The organism is Micromonospora globosa, assembly GCF_000717585.1.
Classification (GTDB): Bacteria; Actinomycetota; Actinomycetes; order Mycobacteriales; family Micromonosporaceae; genus Micromonospora; species Micromonospora aurantiaca.
The window spans coordinates 17,148-36,952 of the sequence record NZ_JNZR01000015.1; the positions used below are offsets into that span (position 1 = coordinate 17,148).

Annotated in this window: 13 protein-coding genes; 1 reads left to right on the forward strand and 12 read right to left on the reverse strand. The window is 73.9% G+C overall.

The features are described from left to right. Positions 1-2 precede the first annotated feature (2 nt). The 3 genes from IF06_RS0115350 to prmC are packed head-to-tail and all read right to left on the reverse strand — an operon-like array spanning position 3 to position 2,149. Entirely contained in the window at positions 3-614 is a 612-nt protein-coding gene (locus tag IF06_RS0115350; RefSeq protein ID WP_030271783.1) for a phosphotyrosine protein phosphatase, read from the reverse strand. After that, positions 615-1,259: an L-threonylcarbamoyladenylate synthase gene (locus tag IF06_RS0115355; protein ID WP_013288268.1), complete on the reverse strand. Its 645-nt coding sequence runs from the start codon at positions 1,257-1,259 to the stop codon at positions 615-617. After that, a complete protein-coding gene (gene prmC, locus IF06_RS0115360; protein WP_036310877.1) occupies positions 1,259-2,149 on the reverse strand; it encodes a peptide chain release factor N(5)-glutamine methyltransferase in 891 nt (296 codons plus the stop codon). Before prmC ends, IF06_RS0115355 begins: the two co-directional genes overlap by 1 nt. Before the next feature lie 130 nt (positions 2,150-2,279). Between prmC and IF06_RS0115365 the strand changes: the two genes are divergently transcribed. Continuing rightward, positions 2,280-3,833: a GGDEF domain-containing protein gene (locus IF06_RS0115365; protein ID WP_013288270.1), complete on the forward strand. Its 1,554-nt coding sequence runs from the start codon at positions 2,280-2,282 to the stop codon at positions 3,831-3,833. 68 nt (positions 3,834-3,901) lie between these two features. Here IF06_RS0115365 and prfA read toward each other — a convergent pair whose 3' ends face one another. From prfA to thrC, 9 genes are all read right to left on the reverse strand, one after another. Further along, positions 3,902-4,990 (reverse strand): peptide chain release factor 1, encoded by a 1,089-nt coding sequence (gene prfA / locus IF06_RS0115370; protein ID WP_030271787.1) that lies wholly within the window; start codon positions 4,988-4,990, stop codon positions 3,902-3,904. A gap of 91 nt (positions 4,991-5,081) precedes the next feature. Continuing rightward, a complete protein-coding gene (gene rpmE, locus IF06_RS0115375; RefSeq protein WP_013288272.1) occupies positions 5,082-5,306 on the reverse strand; it encodes a 50S ribosomal protein L31 in 225 nt (74 codons plus the stop codon). Positions 5,307-5,668: 362 nt separating this feature from the next. Then, positions 5,669-9,094 carry a phosphodiester glycosidase family protein gene (locus IF06_RS0115385; RefSeq protein ID WP_030271789.1) on the reverse strand — a complete coding sequence of 1,142 codons (3,426 nt, stop codon included), beginning with the start codon at positions 9,092-9,094 and terminating at the stop codon, positions 5,669-5,671. 141 nt (positions 9,095-9,235) lie between these two features. Then, complete coding sequence (gene rho, locus IF06_RS0115390; RefSeq protein WP_030271791.1) at positions 9,236-11,329, reverse strand: transcription termination factor Rho; 2,094 nt, start codon at positions 11,327-11,329, stop codon at positions 9,236-9,238. A gap of 337 nt (positions 11,330-11,666) precedes the next feature. Further along, complete coding sequence (thrB, locus tag IF06_RS0115395; RefSeq protein WP_030271792.1) at positions 11,667-12,569, reverse strand: homoserine kinase; 903 nt, start codon at positions 12,567-12,569, stop codon at positions 11,667-11,669. A 64-nt stretch (positions 12,570-12,633) separates the two neighbouring features. Then, positions 12,634-13,878 (reverse strand): MFS transporter, encoded by a 1,245-nt coding sequence (locus tag IF06_RS0115400; protein WP_013288276.1) that lies wholly within the window; start codon positions 13,876-13,878, stop codon positions 12,634-12,636. 9 nt (positions 13,879-13,887) lie between these two features. Beyond that, entirely contained in the window at positions 13,888-14,709 is an 822-nt protein-coding gene (locus tag IF06_RS0115405; protein ID WP_030271794.1) for a polysaccharide deacetylase family protein, read from the reverse strand. A 117-nt stretch (positions 14,710-14,826) separates the two neighbouring features. Then, positions 14,827-18,072, reverse strand: coding sequence for an efflux RND transporter permease subunit (locus tag IF06_RS0115410; protein WP_030271796.1), 3,246 nt, complete (start codon positions 18,070-18,072; stop codon positions 14,827-14,829). Between the two features lie 607 nt (positions 18,073-18,679). Beyond that, positions 18,680-19,729 (reverse strand): threonine synthase, encoded by a 1,050-nt coding sequence (gene thrC, locus IF06_RS0115415; RefSeq protein ID WP_013288279.1) that lies wholly within the window; start codon positions 19,727-19,729, stop codon positions 18,680-18,682. Positions 19,730-19,805: the final 76 nt, after the last annotated feature.

A 19,805-nucleotide genomic window follows, 5' to 3' on the forward strand; every position in this document is an offset into this window, starting at 1 on the left:
GATCAGGGGAGCAGCACGGCAGCCAGCGGCTGCACCGTCTCCTCGATCTCGTCGGCGACCCGGCTGAAGCACTGGTCGCCCCGCCCCCACGGGTCGTCCAGGTCGTCGGTGGGCAGCGCGGAGGCGTTCTGCCGGGCCGCGTCGACTGCCGCGACGAGGGCGACGCCGCGCGCGTACACGGCGTCCGGCGTCGGCTCGGCCGGCGGCAGTGCGGACCGGTCCAGCGCGCCGAGCAGGCGGCCGAACTCCCCGAGCACGAACGTGCGCGCGGCGGCGTCCGGCCGCAGCGCCACCACGTACTCCTGCTGGTCCGCGGTGGCGGTGAGCACCAGGTCGGCGGCGTCGATCAGGTCGGAGCGCAGCCGCCGGGCGGCGAACCCCCCGGTGTCACCGCCGCGCGAGATCACCTGCCGGGCGGCGGGCGGGTTCATCTCCTCCCCCGCGTGCCAGCCGCCGGTGCCGGCGCTGTGGCTGTGCACGAGCGCGTCCGACCCGGCCGGATCGACGTCGAGGCGGGCCAGCCGCTCCCGGACCGCGAGCAGCAGCAGCCGCTCGGCCATCGGCGACCGGCAGATGTTGCCCATGCAGACATGCAGGACGGTGAAGGGCGGCACTCAGACCCCCCGCTCGTCGAGGATGTCCGGCACGACCTCGCGCAGCTTCGCCAGCGTCACCGCGCCCTCGCGCAGCACCCGCGGCACGTCGCCGGTCAGGTCGACGATGGTGCTCGGCACCGGGTCCACCGCCGGCCCGGCCTCCAGGTACGCCCGGACGCCGTAGCCGAGCTGGTCACGAGCCTCCTCGGCGGTGAGCGCGGCGGGCTGGCCGATCTTGTTGGCCGACGCGACGGCCATCGGCCCGGTCTCCCGCAGCACCTCCAGCGCGACCGGGTGCAGCGGCATCCGCACCGCCACCGTGCCGCTGGAGTCGCCCAGGTCCCAGGCCAGGCTCGGCGAGTGCTCCACCACGATGGTCAGCGCGCCGGGCCAGAACGCCTCGACCAGGTCGCGGGCCGCGCCGGGCAGCGAGAAGACCAGGCCGTCGAGCGTGTGCCGGGAACCGATGAGCACCGGGGGCGCCTGCCGGGCGCCACCCTTCGTGTCCGCCAGGGCCTTCACCGCGTACGGGGTGAAGGCGTCCGCCCCGATGCCGTAGACCGTGTCGGTCGGCAGGACGACGAGTTCCCCGTTCTTGACCGCCTCGATGGCAGCGGCGATGCCGCGGTCCCGGTCGGCGGGCGACCGACAGTCGTAGAGCATCACGAGGAGTCAGTCTGCCACGCCCGGGCGGGGTCGGCGTGGGTGCCGTCCGCCCGCCGGGACGCGCTCGCCCAGCGGGGCCGCCCGGCCAGGTCCCGGTGCTCCTCCACCCGGTCGTAGCGGCCGTCGCCGCGCAGCAGCGCGGGCACCGCCGCCGCGTGCGTGTCGTCGTGCTCGATGCCGATCGCCCCGCCCGGGCGCAGCAACGCGGCGGCCCGGCCGACCACCGGACGGATCACGTCCAGCCCGTCCGCGCCGCCGAACACCGCCTCGTCCGGGTCGTGCCCGGCCACCTCCGGCGGCACCGCTACCGACCTCGGCACGTACGGCGGGTTGCACAGCAGCACGTCGACCCGCCCGGCCAGGTCGGCCAGCAGGTCCGGATCGGTCACGTCGGCGGCCACCACCTCGACCGGCCGGTCCCCGGCGGCGGCGCGCCCGGCCGCGTTGCGCCGCAGCCACGCCAGCGCGGCCGGGGACCGCTCCACCGCCACCACCCGGGCCGCGGGCACCTCCTGCGCGACAGCGAGGGCGATCGCGCCGGAACCGCTGCACAGGTCGACCACGAGCGGCGCGGCGTGCTCCCGGGCACGCTCGATCCCCCACCCGGCCAGCAGCTCGGTCTCCGGCCGGGGCACGAAGACGCCCGGCCCGACGGCCAACTCCAGGTGCCGGAAACCGGCCGAGCCGAGCAGGTGCTGCAACGGCTCGCGGGTCACCCGCCGGCCGACGAGCGCGTCCAGGCGGTCGCGCTGTGCCGGGGTGAAGCCGTCGGCGAGCGCCAGCCGGCCACGCGGCACGTCCAGGACGTACGCGGCGAGCTGCTCGGCCTCGGCGCGGGGTGCCTCGACGCCCGCCGCGGCGAGCGCGCGCGCCACCCGGATGATCACCAGCGAGGGGCGTTCGCGTTCTGTCCCTTCGGACGGGTGTTGCGGGAGTGCGGTCACGCAATAATCATGAGGCGTCGCGGCCCACCTCACGAGCGGGTGCGTCCGGGCGCACACCGCAGGGAGGTCGCGAGTGGGCTGGCTCGACCAGGTCGAGGACCAGGTTGACGCTCTCCGACGCGCTCGGTCACTCCAGGAGGCCAGCCGGTCCGCGGAGGCGTGTGCCCTGCTCGACCGCGTCATCCGCACCACCGACGACCCGTACGCCCGCGCCGACGCGCTCGTGCAACGCCTGTCCGCGCTGATCAATCTCGGCCGGACCGCCGAGTTCACCCGGGCCGTCGAGGACGCCTCCGCCGCCGTACGCGACCTGACCGAGCCCTACCTGCACGGGCACCTCAACGCGCTGGCCGCCCTCGCCGCACACCACCAGGGCGCGCTGGACCGATGCGTGATGCACCTGGTCCGGGCCGCCCGCGCGCTCAGCGCCGACGACACGCCCGACCGGGACACCGCCTGGGGCTGGCACGACCTGGCGATGGCGTACTCGTACCTGAGCTTCCACGGCCACGCGCTCGGCGCGATCGAGCGGGCCCGGGAGGTCGGGCTCAGCGTCGGCATCCCCGAGGAGACGTTCGCCGCCCCCGGGATCCGGCTGCGCAACGCGGTCGCGCTCGACCACAACGGCGACAGCGACGGCTGCCTGCGGGTGCTGCGCGACGTCGCCGGTGACCTCGCCCGGTTCCTGCGCGGCGGGGGTGCCGGCAACCTGCGCCCGAGCAGCCTGGCCGCGTACGGCTACGCCGCCGCCCGGCGGGCCGCGCTCGGCGACCGGGTGGAGTCCGCCGGGGACGCCGACCCGAACCGGCTGCTCGGCCACGGCGGTGACAGTGCCCGCGCCCGCGACCTGCGCCAGCTCGGTCAGGTCTGCCTCGCGGTGGCCGCCGGCCGCCCGATCGAGGCGGTCACCCGCCTGGACTCGCTGCGGGTGTCCGACGAGACGCTCGGCGCGGCCGAGGCACCCCGGCTGCGCAGCGTGGCGCTGGCCCGGGCCGGTGACCATGCGGGCGCGCACCGGGCCGACCGGCACGCGTTCCGGCTGGCGGCGCGGCGCAGCGACCGGCTGCGGGACGTCTACATCGACGGCATCGCCGCCCGGATCGACCACGAGGAGATGCGCCGCGAGGCGGCCCGGTACGAGGGCGAGGCGCTCACCGACCCGCTCACCGGCCTGCCCAACCGGCGCCGGCTGGAGCGCTACCTGGGCGCCGTGGTGTCCCGGGGCGAGCGGGTGGTGATCGGCGTCTGCGACCTCGACGGGTTCAAGGCGGTGAACACCCGGCACGGCCACCACTCCGGGGACCTGGTTCTGCAACGGGTCGCCGGGGTGATCAACCGGGTGATGCGGCGGGGAGACTTCGTGGCGCGCTACGGCGGCGACGAGTTCGTCGTGGTGCTGCCCGACACCGGCATGCCGGAGGCGGTCGAGGTGGCCCGCCGGATCGAGGCGGCCGTCCGCACCGAGGACTGGGAGTCCCTGGTCCCGGGCACGCCGGTCGGGGTGACGATCGGCTTCGCCGAGGTCGACGGCAGCACCACCGTGAGCGTCCGGGAGGCGCTGGGCGCCGCGTTCGAGCTGGCCGACCGGGAGATGCTGCGCGCCAAGGCGCGGTTGCGGGCGAGCTGAGCGGTAAGGAGGGGGCCCTTGTTAACGCCTCCGGTAGAGGAGGGGCCCCCGCTTAACACCCCCGGCGGTCAGCGGCGGGACAGCTCGGTCTCGCCGGCCAGCCGGGCCGCGCGGTCCGCCTCGGCCAGCGCGTCGAGCACCCCGTCCAGTTCGCCGGCCAGCGCCAGGTCCAGGTTGTACGCGGTGTAGCCGATGCGGTGGTCGGTGATCCGGTTCTGCGGGAAGTTGTAGGTGCGGATCCGCTCGGACCGGTCCACGGTCCGGACCTGCGCCTTGCGGGCGTCCGACGCCGCCGCGTCCGCCTGCTCCTGGGCGGCGGCCAGCAGCCGGGCGCGCAGGATGCGCATGGCCTGCTCCCGGTTCTGCAACTGCGACTTCTCGTTCTGGCAGGAGACCACGATGCCGGTCGGCACGTGGGTGATCCGTACCGCCGAGTCGGTGGTGTTCACCGACTGCCCACCGGGGCCGGACGAGCGGAACACGTCGATGCGCAGCTCGTTCGGGTCGATGGTGACGTCCACGTCCTCCGCCTCGGGCAGCACCAGCACGCCGGCGGCGCTGGTGTGGATCCGCCCCTGCGACTCGGTGACCGGGACGCGCTGCACCCGGTGCACGCCGCCCTCCCACTTGAGCCGGGACCAGACGCCGTTGCCGCCCTCCGGGACGCCCTTGCTCTTGATCGCCAGGGAGACGTCCTTGACGCCGCCGAGGTCGGAGTCCTGCGCGTCGATCACCTCGGTGACCCAGCCGTGCCGCTCGGCGTACCGGGTGTACATCCGCAGCAGGTCACCGGCGAACAGCGCGGACTCCTCGCCACCCTCGCCGGCCTTGATCTCGACGATCACGTCCTTGGCGTCGTGCGGGTCGCGCGGGATGAGCAGTTCCGCGAGCCGTTCCTCAAGGGCCGGCAGGGAGGCGGCGATGGTGTCCGCCTCGACGGCGAACGTCGCGTCCTCGGCGGCCAGTTCCCGGGCGGCGGCCAGGTCGGCGCGGGCCTGCTCCAGCTCACCGGCCGCCTTGTGCAGCGGGACCAGTTCGGCGTACCGACGGCCGACCCGCCGGGCGGCGCCCTGGTCGGCGTGGATGGCCGGGTCGGCCAGCCGCCGCTCCAGCTCGGCGTACTCGTCGAGGAGGGCGGCCAGGCGCTCACTGCTCATGCTGCGGATGCTCCTTGGGGGAGATGAAACCGGCGCAAACGGACGAACGCCCGTGCCCGGCAGGAGCCGGACACGGGCGTCGTCGACGGAGCTACTTGGCCTTCTTGGCCTGAACCTTGGCGTACTTCTGCTGGAACTTCGCGACCCGGCCGGCGGTGTCCAGCACGCGCTGCTTACCGGTGTAGAACGGGTGGCAGGCGCTGCAGGTCTCGACGCTGATGGCGCCGCCCTTGGCGGTGCTGCGGGTCGTGAACGTGTTGCCGCAGGAGCAGCGGACCTCGGTGGTCACGTACTCCGGGTGGATGTTGGGCTTCATGTCGCCTCGGTCCTTTCGTCGGTGGTCGCCGGGTCGCCGTCGGTGCGCCCCGTCGTCACGACGGGCTCGGGCGTGAACCGGAACCGGTGGCCGATTGACCAGTCTGCCACGGGCATCTTCCACCCGGCACAGGAGGTCCGCCACCCCCAACGCCGGCCCACCCGTCAGCATTCCCACCCCCACCCCACCCACTCCCCCACCTGCCCGGGGCGCCGGGCCGACCCGGGCCCGATCTGCCCCGGCGATCATGAAGTTAGCGGCATTTCCTGTCGCTTTTGTCCAGGTCAACTTCATGATCACCGAGGCGAGAGCCAGGTGGGCGAAGGCCGGGGCGGGGCGGGGGGCGGGGGCAGGACCGGGGGTTACGGGGTGGTGGTCACCTGGGCCTCGGCCTTCACTCCGTTCACCGTCACAGTCAGCTGGACCTGGGCGCCGGGGCGCAGGGCGGTCAGTTTTCCGGTCAGCGGGTCGAATCGGGCGGCGTGCCAGGGACGTACGCCCGCGGCGCCGCCGATGTGCAGGTTCGGCGACCCGGACCAGTCGGCGCTGACCGGCGCGGCGACCGGCACCAGCCGGCCGCTGGGCTGGGTGAGCGTGGCCGTGACGTCGGCCGGCGTACGCCGGGACACCTGCGCGGGTGCGGTCAGCGCGAGCCGGTCGACGTGCGCGTGCATCTCCGCGCTCACCCACCGCGGTCCCTCGGCCAGCGGGTCACGGCGGGCCCGCTCGGCCTCCCCCGGCGTCACCGGGTCCACCCCGAACTCGGTCCACCCGGTGAACCCGCCGAGCGCCGCCGGGGTGGACGGGTCCTTGCCCGAGTTGCCGTTGATCACGTACGGCACGCCGTCCACCCGGTCGGCGTGGAACGTGCCGACGTGGCCGTTGACCATCAGCGCGCCCTTGCCGGTGCGGTGCTGGAAGTCGGCCAGCCACTGCTCGACCAGTGCCGCCTCCTTGCGGTCGCCGAGCTGGCTGGCCTTGGCCGGGCTCGGGTCGCGCGGCGGGTGGTGGAAGAACACCGCTACCGAACCGACCGAGCGGTCGGCGGCGGCCTGATCGAGCGTCCGGCGCAGCAGCTCCACCTGGTCGAACCCGCCGCCGCGCAACGAGCCGGTGGCGGTGCTCAGCGTCAGGAATCTGGTGCCCCGGTGGTCGAAGACGCGCGAGGTGTCCCCGAAGACGCTCCGGAAGTTGTCGATCGGCGCGCCCATGATCTCGTGGTTGCCGGGCACGTAGTGGTACGGCACCTCGCCGCCCAGTTCCTCGTCCAGGATGCGCTTGGCCAGGGCGAAGTCCGCCGGGTAGGCGGTGTCCACGAAGTCACCGTTGATGATCAGGAAGTCCGGCCGGGCGGCGCGGACCTCGCGCAGCGTACGCCGGGCCTGGGCGACCAGGTCGCTGTCCGGGTTCGCGGCGACGAACTGGGCGTCGGAGAGCACCGCGAAGCGCCAGGGCGCGCCGTCCACAGTGCCGTCACGCACCACCACCCGGTCGGTGCGGTTCGGCTCCGGCGGCGCCTGCACGTCCGGCGGCACCCGCGCCACCAGGTCGTCGATCACGACCTCGCTGCGGTACTGCTCGGCCGGGTCGGTCTCGGCCACGTAGAACCGGCGCACCCGCACCGGGTACTGCACGCCCGGCGGTACGGCGAACTCGACGTACTTCCAGCCGGTCCAGTCCAGGTACGGGCCGCGCAGCACGAACTGGGTGTCCTGCGCGTCGTGCAGGTGCAGGCTGGGCCACTCGCCGGTGCCGTTCGCCTTGATCCACATGCCGAACGCCTGCGGTTGGCCGGGTACGTCGATCCAGGCGGGCGGGTCGGCGTACGCGGCCCGCGTTCCGGTGGACTGGCTGAAGTCGTACGACATCCGCAGCCCGCTCCCGGTGTGCCCGTCGGCCGGTGCGACCGATCCGGAGGCGCGGGCCTGGCTGAACTTCCAGGACGCCGCGTCGTCGAACCCGGCCACCGGCACGTCGGTCAGCCCGACGGTCACCGGCAGGACCGTGGTGCGGTTGCCGACCCGGGCGGTGACCAGCGCCGAGCCGGTCGCGGCGAGCGCCGTGACGGACAGGTTGCCGTCGGCGGTGGGGGTGACGGAGAGCAGGTCGCTGTCGTACTCCAGCCTCAGGTCGGCCGGCTCGATCGGCGCGGTGTTGCCCTCGGCGTCGTAGCCGACGACGCCGAACAGGCCGCTGTCGCCGGCCCGGTCCAGGCCGACCCGGTCGACGGTGCCGTCGATGCGCGCGAGCGGGCCGAGCACCGTCAGCTCGATCGTGCCCCGGGCGCGGCCGCGGGCGGCGGTGACGGTGCTGCGGCCGGGGACGGCGGCCCGGAACACGCCGTCGCCGTCGACCCGGCCGTGGGTGGCGTGCCAGCGCGGCTCGCCGGCGGCCGGGCCGTACGTCTCGTCGTATCCGGCGGCGGTGAGCCGGCGGGTGAGGCCGGGGAAGACCCGGTCCGGCCGGCCGCCGCGCACCGGCGCGACACCGGGTGCGGCGGTCGGGTCGCTGGCGGTCTCCAGCCAGTAGCCGGCGAGCCGGCCGCTGCCCTTCGGGGCGTAGACGGCGAGCCCGTTGGGCACCGGCCGCTCACTGCCGTCGGACGGACTGTTCTCCACCTGGACCGTGGCCGCGCCCGGCTCCCGGGCGAGCAGCGTGGAGGAGCCGCCGCCGTCGAGGTTGAGCGCGTTCGCGGCGCCCAGCTCGGCCATCATGCGGCCCATCTCGGTCTGGGTGACGCCCCGGCTGTCCACCTGCCGGCCGTCCACGGTCAGCATGATCATCTTGCGGCCGTCGGCGGAGAAGCCGACAGCGGTCCGCGGGGCCAGCGACGCGTCGGCGATGCTCTGCACCACGCCGTCGCGGACCAGCACGTTGCCGCCGCCCACGGCGGCGCGCAGGTCACCGCCGTCGGAGGCACGCGGCCGCCAGGTCAGGTCCACCGCGTCGCCGGGACGCAGCGCGGCGAGCGCGTCGGCGCCGGCCTCGCGGCCGAGCAGCACGGTACTGCCGGCCGGGATCGGCCCCTCGCCCGCCGTGGTGGCGACGCTCGCCACCCGGCCGCCGGTCAGCGTCACCTCGACCGTCCGGGCCGCGCCCTCCACGGCCCGCTTGCGGGTGTACGAGCCCCAGAGCGGCGTGAACACTCCGACGCCGTCGCGCTGCACCATGTTGTTGAACTGGGTGAGCGGCACCGGCCCGGCGGGCAGCGTCGCGGTGCCCTCGAAGCCGACCTGGACGACCCGGCCGATGCCCTGGGCGCTGATCCCGACGGCGTTGGGGTGCCCGGCGACTGGCGACTGCACCAGCTCGCCGGAGCGGACGCCGACGCCCTGGGCGGCTCCGGAGTTGTTGATGTCGAAGAAGTCGCCGTTCACCGCCGCGACGGCACGGGACCGGTCCACCGCGGCGCGCAGCGGCTCGTCCTTGGTGACCTCGCCGGAGTTCACGTAGTCGACTGTCAGCCCGCCGGCCAGGTCGGCGGTGAGGGCGTCGGCGCGCAGCCAGCCGGCCGCGTCGTACCTGTCGAAGGAGGTCAGGTCGAGGCCGGGCGCGACCGGCCGGGTGGTCTTGGCGGTCTCCAGGCCGCCGGCCGGTTCCACACCGGCCAGCGCGACGGCGGAGTCGGGGCGGGACGAGGCGCGTGGCGCGTCCTCGGCGGCGGTGCCCGGCGGCGCGACGGCCGACGGCGCGGCAGTGGCGGCGGACGGTGCCGACGCGGTGAGGGTCAGCAACGGCGTCAGCAGCAGGACGCCGGCGAGGCGGGCGGGTCGACTGCGGGTTCGCATGGACGACAGTCAACCCGACGGTGAACAGAAGTTTCAATACCTAGCGGCTTAACCGTAGAAAAACTTCACGGCCTGCGGCCCGGTACGCGACGAGGGGCACGGCCGATGCGGCCGTGCCCCTCGTTCGTCGGATCCGTCAGCTCACTCGCCCGGAGTGGACTTCGCGATCTGCATCAGGAACTCGATGTTGGTGCGGGACTGCTTGAGCCGGTCCAGCAGGAGGTCGAGCGCCGCCTGCGAGTCCAGCGAGTGCAGCACCTTGCGGAGCTTGTGGATGATCGCCAGCTCCTCCGGCGCGAGCAGGACCTCCTCCTTGCGGGTGCCGGAGGGGTTGATGTCGATCGCCGGGAAGACCCGCTTGTCGGCGATCTTCCGGTCCAGCTTCAGCTCGGCGTTACCCGTGCCCTTGAACTCCTCGAAGATGACCGTGTCCGCCATGGATCCGGTCTCCACCAGCGCGGTGGCGAGAATGGTCAGCGAACCGCCGTTCTCGATGTTGCGCGCCGCGCCGAGGAAGCGCTTGGGCGGGTAGAGCGCGGTGGAGTCGATACCACCCGACATGATCCGGCCGCTGGCCGGTGCCGCCAGGTTGTACGACCGCCCGAGCCGGGTCACCGAGTCGAGCAGCACGACCACGTCGTGGCCCAGCTCGACCAGGCGCTTCGCCCGCTCGATCGCCAGCTCCGCCACCGTGGTGTGGTCCTGCGGCGGACGGTCGAACGTGGCCGCGATGACCTCGCCCTTCACCGACCGCTGCATGTCGGTGACCTCTTCCGGCCGCTCGTCCACCAGCACCACCATCAGGTGGCACTCCGGGTTGTTGCGGGTGATCGCGTTCGCGATCGCCTGCAGCACCATCGTCTTACCGGCCTTCGGCGGGGACACGATGAGCGCCCGCTGGCCCTTGCCGATCGGCATGACCAGGTCGATCACCCGGGTGGTGAGGATGTGCGGCTCGGTCTCCAGCCGCAGGCGCTCCTGCGGGTAGAGCGGCGTGAGCTTGTAGAACTCCGGCCGGCGCTTCGCCTCGTCCGGCTCCATCCCGTTGATGGTGTCCAGCCGGACCAGCGGGTTGTACTTGTCGCGCCGCTGCTCGCCGTCCCGGGCGGCCCGCACGGCGCCGGTGATCGCGTCACCGCGGCGCAGGCCGTACTTCTTGATCTGGGACATCGAGACGTACACGTCGTTCGGGCCGGCCAGGTAGCCGGTGGTCCGGACGAAGGCGTAGTTGTCGAGCAGGTCGATGATGCCGGCGACCGGGACGAGCACGTCGTCCTCGCCGACCTGCGGCTCGCGACCGCCACCGCTCTCGCCCTCGCCCCGCTCGCCGCGGCCGCGACGACGGTCCCGGAACCGGCTGCGCCGGCCCCGCCGGCCGCCGCCCTCGCCGTCGTCGTCGCCGTCGTTGTCCCGCTCGGCGCGCTGACCACGGTCGTTGCGGTCACCCCGGTCGTTGCGGTCGTTGCGGTCGCCGCCCCGGTCGTTCCGCTCGTTCCGGTCGTTGCGCTCGGCGCGCTCGCCCCGCTCGTTGCGGTCGCCACGCTCGGCCCGGTCGCCACGCTCGGCACGGTCACCACGGTCGTTGCGCTCACCGCGCTCGGCCCGATCACCGCCGCGCTCGCCACGGTCGGCCCGCTCGCCGCCACGCTCGGCCCGCTCGGCCCGGTCACCGCCGCGCTCGCCGCGCTCACGGCCCCGGCCCTCGTTGCGCTCACCGCGCTCGGCCCGGTCACCGCCACGCTCGGCGCGCTCACCGGTCTCGGCGGGCGCCTCCTCGGCGCGCGTCGTCTCGGCCGGACGCGCCTCGGTCGCCGGCGCCTCGGCCGGTCGCGCCTCGGTGGTCGCGGCGGCGGCCCGGCTGCGGCGACCACGGGTACGACCCTCGGTCACCTCGGCGGCCGGCGCCTGCTCGGCGGGGCGTGCCTCGGCCCGCTCCTCACGGACCTCCGCGTGCACCTCCTCACGGGCGGGAGCGGACGCAGCCGCCACCTCGGCTCGCGGTCGAGGGGTTCCGGCCGCGCCGCCCTGCTGCCGCTCGGTGATGGCACTGATCAGCTCGCCCTTGCGCATGCGAGCGGTACCAGAGATGCCGAGCGACGCGGCCAGGCTCTGCAGCTCCGGCAGCAGCATCGCCGACAGACCGGTGCCGCTCCGCCGGCGGCGCGTGGGGGCGGCGGTGGTGGCATCGCCAGCGACGTTGGAAACATCCGACGTCACGTCGGTGGTGTCGCTCAATGGATTCCTTCCCTCGATAGGCCGGGGCTGCCCGGAGTCGTGGAACCAGGTGGCCGGGCGGCCTCGGTGCACCCGCCTCGCATGGACGCGTCGCGGGAGTCTGTGACACAGCAGCCGGTGGTTTCCCAACTCACCACCATCGGTGAGCAGGTCTCGCCGTCTGCGGCGACCTGTGGAAACTGCGGTGCGGCGTGGGCCTTGAGCAGGGGTGACGGGCTACCGCCGAGAGCTTCGGGGGTGCGCCGAACCGCAGGAAGATCGCATGCTTCGCGGCTGTGCTAGGTCTAGAGCGTAATCGCCTCGTCCGACCTGCGGCAACAGGGCCCCGCTCGGCGTGTCAAAGTCTACCCCGGATGACCCGGGCACCGCTGACATCTATCGGCAACTCCCACCGGCGCCAATCTGTTCCCGCCTGGAATCCCGCCGGGACCTCGGAGAGCGCCAGCACCGTCGGCCCCGCCCCACTGACCACAGCCGCCACACCCGCCGCACGCAGCTCACCGACGAGCGCCGCCGTGGCGGGCATCCCCGGCGCCCGCTGCTCCTGGTGCAGCCGGTCGACGGTGGCCGGCAGCAGCAGCGCGGGATCAGCGGTCAGCGCGTGCACCAGCAGGGCCGCCCGGCCCGCGTTCGACGCCGCGTCGGCGTGCGGCACGGTGGCGGGCAGCGCCGCCCGGGCCACCGAGGTCAGGCCGCGCTCGGCGGGCACGAACACGGTCGGGCGCACGGCCGGCGCCACCGGCAGCGAGACCGCCCGCGCACCGCCCGGTTCGGTCCAGGCGATCGTGAAGCCGCCGAGCAGACAGGGAGCGACGTTGTCCGGGTGCCCCTCCAGCTCGGCCGCCAGTCGCAGCGCGGCGTCGTCGTCCATCCGCCGGTCGCCGCCTGCAACCAGCGCGCGGGCCGCCAGCACCCCGGCCACGATCGCCGCCGACGACGAGCCGAGCCCTCGGGCCTGCGGGATGCGGTTGACGCACTCCAGCGCCAGGCCGGCCGGCTGCGCGCCGAGCGCGTCGAAGGTGGCCCGCATAGCGGTGACGATCAGGTGCCGCTCGTCCGACGGCAGCTCGCCGGCGCCCTCCCCGGTGACCGACACCCGTACGCCGCCGTCTGTCACCTCGGCCGTGACGTCGTCGTGGCGGCCGAGGGCCAGCCCGAGCGCGTCGAAGCCGGGGCCCAGGTTGGCGCTGGTCGCGGGCACCCGGACCCGCACCGGGCCGGGGGTGAATGTGGTCGGCACCGGCTCATGCTAGGACGTCACCCCGACAGCCCGGCCGGACCGCCCGGAGCGTGGGACCGGCGTGTCAGGCGGCGCGCTCGGGGGCCGGCGCGTCGACCGGGTCGGTGAGCGAGAGCCGCCGGGTGGCAAACCGCCAGCCGATCGCGTACACGACGGTGACCAGGCCACAGCCGGCCAGCACGGTGCGCTCGTCCACCCGGTCCACCACGAGCGCCACCACAAGCTGGCTCACCGCGATGGCGAGCGTCGCCAGCATCATGTCGGTGGCGAAGACCCGGCCGCGCAGCCGGTCCGGCACCTCGCCCTGCAACGCGTAGTTGGACAGCACCCAGTTGCTGCCGCCGCCCAGGTGGGCCAGGAACACCAGGACCAGCACCAGCGGGAACCAGGTCACCACCGAGGCGCCCAGGTAGGCCAGGCCGTACAACGACATGGACAGTGCCAGTCCGGTGAGCAGCCAGGCCCGGTTGCTCAGCACCCGGCGCATCATGATCGGGCCGACCAGGGCTCCGGCGCCGCGGGCGGCGAAGAGCAGCCCGGCGCCGACCGCGCCCACCCCGTACACCCCGGCGAGCAGCGGGAAGACGGTGAGCACGCCGTTGCCCAGGCCGACCGCCGACTTGACCGTGACCAGCGCCAGCACGCGCGGGCGGTGGGCGATGTAGCGCAGTGCCTCGCGGATCGCCGCCCAGGTGCGCGGCACCGTCGCCGCCGGGTCGCGCGGCGCCTGCAACGGCCGGCGGATCAGCGCGGCCAGGCCCGCGGCGGCGACCAGGCCGACTGCCGCCACCCAGAAGCTGGCGTACGGGCCCGCGACGGCGCTCAGGATGCCGCCGAGCGAGGCCCCGACCACAGTCATCGTGCCCCACGCCGAGCCGGCGACCGCGTTGCCCGCGGCCAGGTCCTCCGGGTCGACCACGTTCGGCAGCGCGGCCTGGGCAGCGGGCGAGTAGAACGCCTTCGCCACCGCCACCAGCGCGATCGCCGCCAGCGCCAGCCAGGCCGTGCCGGCGCTGCGCACGCCGAGCAGCAGCAGCACACCGGCCAGCGCGCCCACGTTCGCCACCATCATCACCTTGCGGCGGTCGAACCGGTCGGCGATCGTTCCGGCGTACGGGAGCAGCAACGCGGTCGTGCCGGTGTCCACCGCCAGCACCAGCGCGCCCCAGACACCGCTGCCGGTCAGGTCGGGCAGCAGCACCAGCAACGGCACCATGACGAACCAGTCCGCGCCGAAGACCACCAGCTCGGCGAGGAACAGATGGCGGAAGTCGCGGTTGCGGACGAGGACCGAGAGGGTGGGTGACACGCGGGCACCCTACCGGGCCGCCCCGGGCGCGGCAGCGCGGCGCAGCAGGTCGGAGACCGTGACGAAGGTGTATCCCCGGGCCCGCAGACCGCCGATCATGTCGGGCAGGCCGCGGAGCGCGACGAGCCGGCCGTCGTTGCCGACGTCGTGGCCGAGCACTATCGTGCCGGGGCGCACGTCGGCGACGATGCGCCGGGCGTGCCCGGCCGGGTCGTGCGGGAACTCGCTCTCGACCATCTGGAGCGTCCAGAGCACCAGGCGGTAGCCCAGCCGGGCCGACGCGTACAGCACCGACCCGCCGAGGTGCCCCCAGGGCGGGCGGAGCAGCCGGGGCGCCGAGCCGGTGGCCGCCGTGATCGCGTCGTGGCTGCGGCGCAGGTCGGCGTAGACCGTCGCGGCGTCCATCCGGGCCAGGTCGCGGTGCGCCCAGCTGTGGTTGCCGACCTCGTGGGCGTCCATTCGGCCGCGGACCAGCGCGGCGTGCTCGCGGGCCCGCTCACCGACCAGGAAGAAGGTGGCCGGCACCCGGTGCTCGGCGAGCGTGTCGAGCACCATCGGGGTCCACTGTGGGCGGGGACCGTCGTCGAAGGTGAGCGCCACCAGGGGCTCTTCGGTGCGTACCCCCCAGACGACCTGCACCCCGCCGGTGCCGACGTCCTGATGGCGGTTGCCGAGCGTGGCGCTCGCCGGGCCGCCCGCGATCGGGAGCCTCCGATCGGCCACCCAGGTGCTCTCGGCGGTCGCGAACGAGCCGACCACGGCCCCGCCGAGCAGCAGCGCGGAGCGGCGCAGCACGGTACGCCGATCCCACCGGCCCGCTCCCCCCGCCATCGCACCCCCGAACCGAAAGTAGGCAGCAGCTCACTGAGCGTACCGCCCGGCGCGGTTCGGGTGTGTCCCGCACGCCGAGGTGCCGGGAGGGGCCCGCGCGGGGCCCCTCCCGGTCCGTCACTCGGTCGGCGGGAGCGGCGACTGGCGGCTCTTGGGCAGGCGGAGCACCTCGAACTGGTCGGTGCCGTCGACCAGCGCACCCGACGGGCGGGCCGGCGGCGGCGCCACCACGCCCCGCTCCTCGGCGCGCTCCCCGCCACCGACCGCCACCGGCACCGGGTCCGGCTCCGGCTGCGGCTCGACCGGCTCGGAAGCGCCGCCCCGCCGCCGGTTCCGGAACGAGCCCTTGGTGTGCTCGACCATCGTGTAGAGCGTCGGCACCAGCACCAGCGTCAGCAGCGTCGAGCTGAGCAGGCCGCCGATCACCACGATCGCCAGCGGCTTGGAGATGAAGCCGCCCTCGCCGGTCAGGCCGAGCGCCATCGGCAGCAACGCGAAGATGGTGGCGACGGCGGTCATCAGGATGGGCCGCAGGCGGCGCCGGCCGCCCTCCACCACGGCCTCGGTCACGTCCATGCCCTGGGCCCGGTACTGGTTGATCAGGTCGAGCAGCACGATCGCGTTCGTCACCACGATGCCGACGAGCATGAGCACGCCGATCAGCGCCGGCACACCCAGCGGCGTACCGGTGACCAGCAGCAGCCCGATCGCGCCGGTCGCGGCGAACGGCACCGAGATCAGCAGGATCAGCGCCTGGGTCAGGCTGCGGAACGTCGCCACCATGATCAGGAAGACGATCGCGATGGCGGCCAGCACCGCGAGGCCGAGGTCCGCGAACGCGTCGGCCTGGTCGGCGCTGACGCCGCCGATCACGTACGTGGCGCCCGGCACGTCCAGCGCGTCCAGCCGCTTCTGCAGCTCCTGCGTGGTGGCGCCGAGGTTCGAGCCGGTCGCCGTACCGGTGACCGAGACGCTGCGCTCCCCGTCGATCCGGGTCACCTGCTGCGGGCCGTCGACCTGCTCGACGTCCGCGATCGCGTCCAGCGGCACCGCGCCGACCCGCAGCGCCCGCAGCTCGTCGACGGTCAGCGGCGGCCGGGCACCGCTGCTCAGCACCACGCTCTGCGCCGTACCGTCGAGCGTCACCTGCCCGAGCGGCGCTCCCCGGTACGTCTGCGCGACGAGCTGCCCGACGGCCGCCTCGGTGAGACCCGCACGGGCCGCGGCCACCCGGTCCACAGTCACCTCGACGCGCGGCACCTGGGTGGCCAGGCTGCTGGTGACGTCCTCCACGCCCGGCGTGCCGGCCATCGCGCCCCGTACCGCCTCGGCTGCCCGCGTCAGCGTCTCCTGGTCGGCGGCCTGCACGACCACCTCGACCTGGTTGGCGGAGGCGTTCTGCCCGCCGCCGAACGTCAACTCGCCGACCTCCGGGCCGAGCGCGTCGAACTCCTTGCGCAGGCCCTGCCGTACCGTCGCGGCGTCGGTGTCGTCGGAGAGCGACAGCGACCAGGTGGCCTGGTCACTGCCGCCGCCGGCGAACGGGTTGTCCCCACCGCCGGCGCTGACCTGGTAGGTCTCCACCCCCGGGGTACGCCGCAGCACCTCCTCGACCCGGGCGGCGGCCCGGTCGGTGCCGGCGAGCGAGGTGCCGGCCGGCATCTCCTGCCGGATGGCGAGCGTGTCCTGGCCGGAGTCGTCCAGGAAGTTCGTCTCCAGCTTCTGCGCCAGGCCGAACGTGCCCAGGAGCACCAGCAGGCCCAGACCCACAGTGGCCCAGCGGGTCTTCCGGGAGCGGGTGGCGAAGTCGATCACCGGCAGGTACGCCCGCTGCAACGGGTTGCGCAGCTCCTTCTCCTCGGCGGCGCGCCGGGCGGCGGCGTCGTCCGCACCGCCCCGCGGCCGCAGGAACCAGTACGCCAGCACCGGGATGACGGTCAGCGACACCAGCAGCGAGGCGAGCAGCGCCACCGTCACGGTGATCGCGAACGGGGCGAACAGCTGCCCGACGAAGCCGCCCACCAGGGCGATCGGCGCGAACACGGCGACAGTGGTGAGCGTGGACGCGGTCACCGCGCCGGCCACCTCGCGTACCGCGGTGAGGATCGCGTCCCGCTTCGGTTCGCCGTACTCCAGATGGCGTTTGATGTTCTCCAGCACCACGATGGAGTCGTCCACCACCCGCCCGACCGCGATGGTCAACGCGCCGAGGGTGAGCAGGTTCAGCGAGTAGTCGCCGGACCAGAGCACGATCAGCGCGACCAGCACCGACAGCGGGATGGACACCGCGGTGACCACCGTGGAACGCACCGACAGCAGGAACACCAGGATCACCACGACCGCCATGACCAGGCCGAGCAGGCCCTCGGTGGTCAGGCTCTCGATCGACCGCTCGACGAACGGCGCCTGGTCGAAGACCACAGTCAGCTCGGCGCCGGAGGCCTTCGACAGCTCGTCCAGCCGGTCCCGGATGTCGTGCGAGATGTCGACCGCGTTGCCGTCCGGCGCGGCGGTCACCGCGATGCCGAGGCTGGGCTTGCCGTTGGTCCGGGTCAGCGAGGTGGCGGGGGCGAGCTGCTGCTCCACGGCGGCCACGTCGCCGAGGCGTACCGGGGCGGCGGGAGCCGTGGTCAGCACGATGCCGCGCAGGTCGTCGATGGTCCGGATCGGCGTGCCCACCTGCACCGGCAGCGACCTGTCGCCGTCGGCGAGCGCACCGGCCGGCACGGCCACGCCGTTGCTCTTGAGCGCCGACGCGATGGCGGTCGGCGCCACCTTGGCGGCGGCCAGCTTCGCCGGGTCCGGCGTGATCGTCACGACCTGGTTGCGGGCGCCGGTGACGTCCACCGAGCGGACGCCGTCCAGCGCCTCCAGATCCGGTACGACGGCGCTGCGCAGCTTCTCCGCCAGCGCCCGCTCGTCGCCGTCACCGGTCGCGGCGACCACCACTGCGGGCAGGTCGTCGGTGCTACCGGCGATCACCTGCGGGTCGACGCCCTCGGGGAGCTGGGAGTCGATCCGGTTGAGCGCGGTCTCCATCTTGTTGACCACGTCGTCCAGGTCGGTGCCGAACTCGTACTGCACCTGGACCGTGGCCGCGCCCTCGCGCGAGGTCGAGGTGACCTTGTCGAGGCCCGGGATGCCCTGGAGGCTGTTCTCGATCGGCTCGGCGACCTGGGATTCCACGATCTCCGGCGCGGCGCCCGGGTACGTCGCCACGATGAACGCGGCGGGGAACTCCAGCGACGGCAGGAGCTGCTGCTTCAGCGACGGCACGGCGAACAGGCCGAAGGCCGTGGTCACCAACGCGACGAGGGCGATCAGCCCCCGGTTGGCGAGGCTGAATCTGGCGAGCAGCGACATCGGCGTTACTCACTCCTGAAGAGGTGTCCGGCGGGGGTGTCTGAGTCTGCCGCACGCCCCGACACTCCCGGCATCCGCCCCAGCCGATGGCACTTCCGCGCTCGGGGGTCGCCCGTGCCCGCCTTGATCGACACCAGCTCGCCGAAGTGGCTGCATTCCACCCACTCCGACCCCGCCACCTCCCCGAGCTGGTGTCGATCAAGCACGAAGCCGGGAGCGCGGACGCGCGAGGCGGGCGGGAATGCCCTCCGTCGGGCCGACCCGGCCTCACCCGGTCCTTCGGGTGTGGCCACCCCGTCCCACCTAGACCGGCCGCCTGCCCGAGTACCTCACCCCGCTCTTGATCCACTCCACCTCGCCGAAGTGGCGGCATTCCACCCACCCTGATACCGCCACCTCCCCGAACTGGAGTGGATCAAGACGGGGGATGCCACCACCTCCCCGAGCTGGTGCAGATCGGGGGATGCCGCCACCTCCCCCAAGTGAGGTCCGGCAGAGGAAGCGCGGAGGCCCGCGAGGTCCAGCGGAGTGCGTCGCCCGAGGCACCCCGGACGGAGGTGTGAATCGGGGCCGGGCAAGGCCCGGGGAAGCCGCGGGGACGGAGCGATCAGACCAGGTCGAGCGAGCGGGCGGCGGCCAGCGCGTCGTTGGCGATGGTCACCGGGGCCGGCGCGGTGGAGATGGCCCACTCCGGGTCCTTCAGGCCGTGCCCGGTGACCGTGCAGACCACCCGCGACCCGGCCGGCACCCGCCCGGCCTCGGCCTGCTGGAGCAGACCGGCGACGCTGGCCGCGCTGCCCAGCTCGACGAAGGCGCCCACCTCGCGGGCCAGCAGCCGGTACGCCGACAGGATCTCCCGGTCGGTGACCGCCGAGATCAGGCCGTCGGAGGCGTCCCGCGCGTCGATGGCCTTCGTCCAGCTCGCCGGGTTGCCGATCCGGATGGCGGTGGCGATCGTCGACGGCTCCGGCACCACCTGACCGGTGACGATGGGAGCGGCGCCGGCCGCCTGGAAGCCGTACATCCGGGGGGCCTTCGTGGCGTTGCCGTCGCGCAGGTCCTCGGAGTAGCCCATCCAGTACGCGGTGATGTTGCCGGCGTTGCCGACCGGCAGGCAGTGGATGTCGGGCGCGTCGCCGAGCGCCTCGACGATCTCGAAGGCGGCGGTCTTCTGGCCGTGCAGCCGGTCGATGTTGACGGAGTTGACCAGCGCGACCGGGTAGTCCTGGGCGAGCTTGCCGGCGAGCCCGAGGCAGTCGTCGAAGTTCCCCTGCACCTGGAGCAGCTTCGCGCCGTGCACGAGCGCCTGGGCCAGCTTGCCCAGCGCGATCTTGCCCTGCGGCACCAGAACCGCGCAGGTGATCCCGGCGCGGGCCGCGTACGCGGCGGCGGAGGCGCTGGTGTTGCCGGTGGAGGCGCAGATGATCGCCTTGTCACCGGCCTCGACGGCCTTGGAGACCGCGACAGTCATGCCGCGGTCCTTGAACGAGCCGGTCGGGTTGGCGCCCTCGACCTTGAGCCACACGTCCGCGCCGACCCGGGCGGAGAGCACCGGTGCCGGCAGCAGCGGCGTGTTGCCCTCGTGCAGGGTGACGACGGGAGTCGCCCCGGTGACCGGCAGCCGATCCCGGTACGCCTCGATCAGTCCCCGCCACATGTCGTGCTCCTCGCGTCCGTCGCCCCGCTCCGGGGCCTGTCACCAGCGTGGACCAGCCTGCTCGGCCGGCCACCGG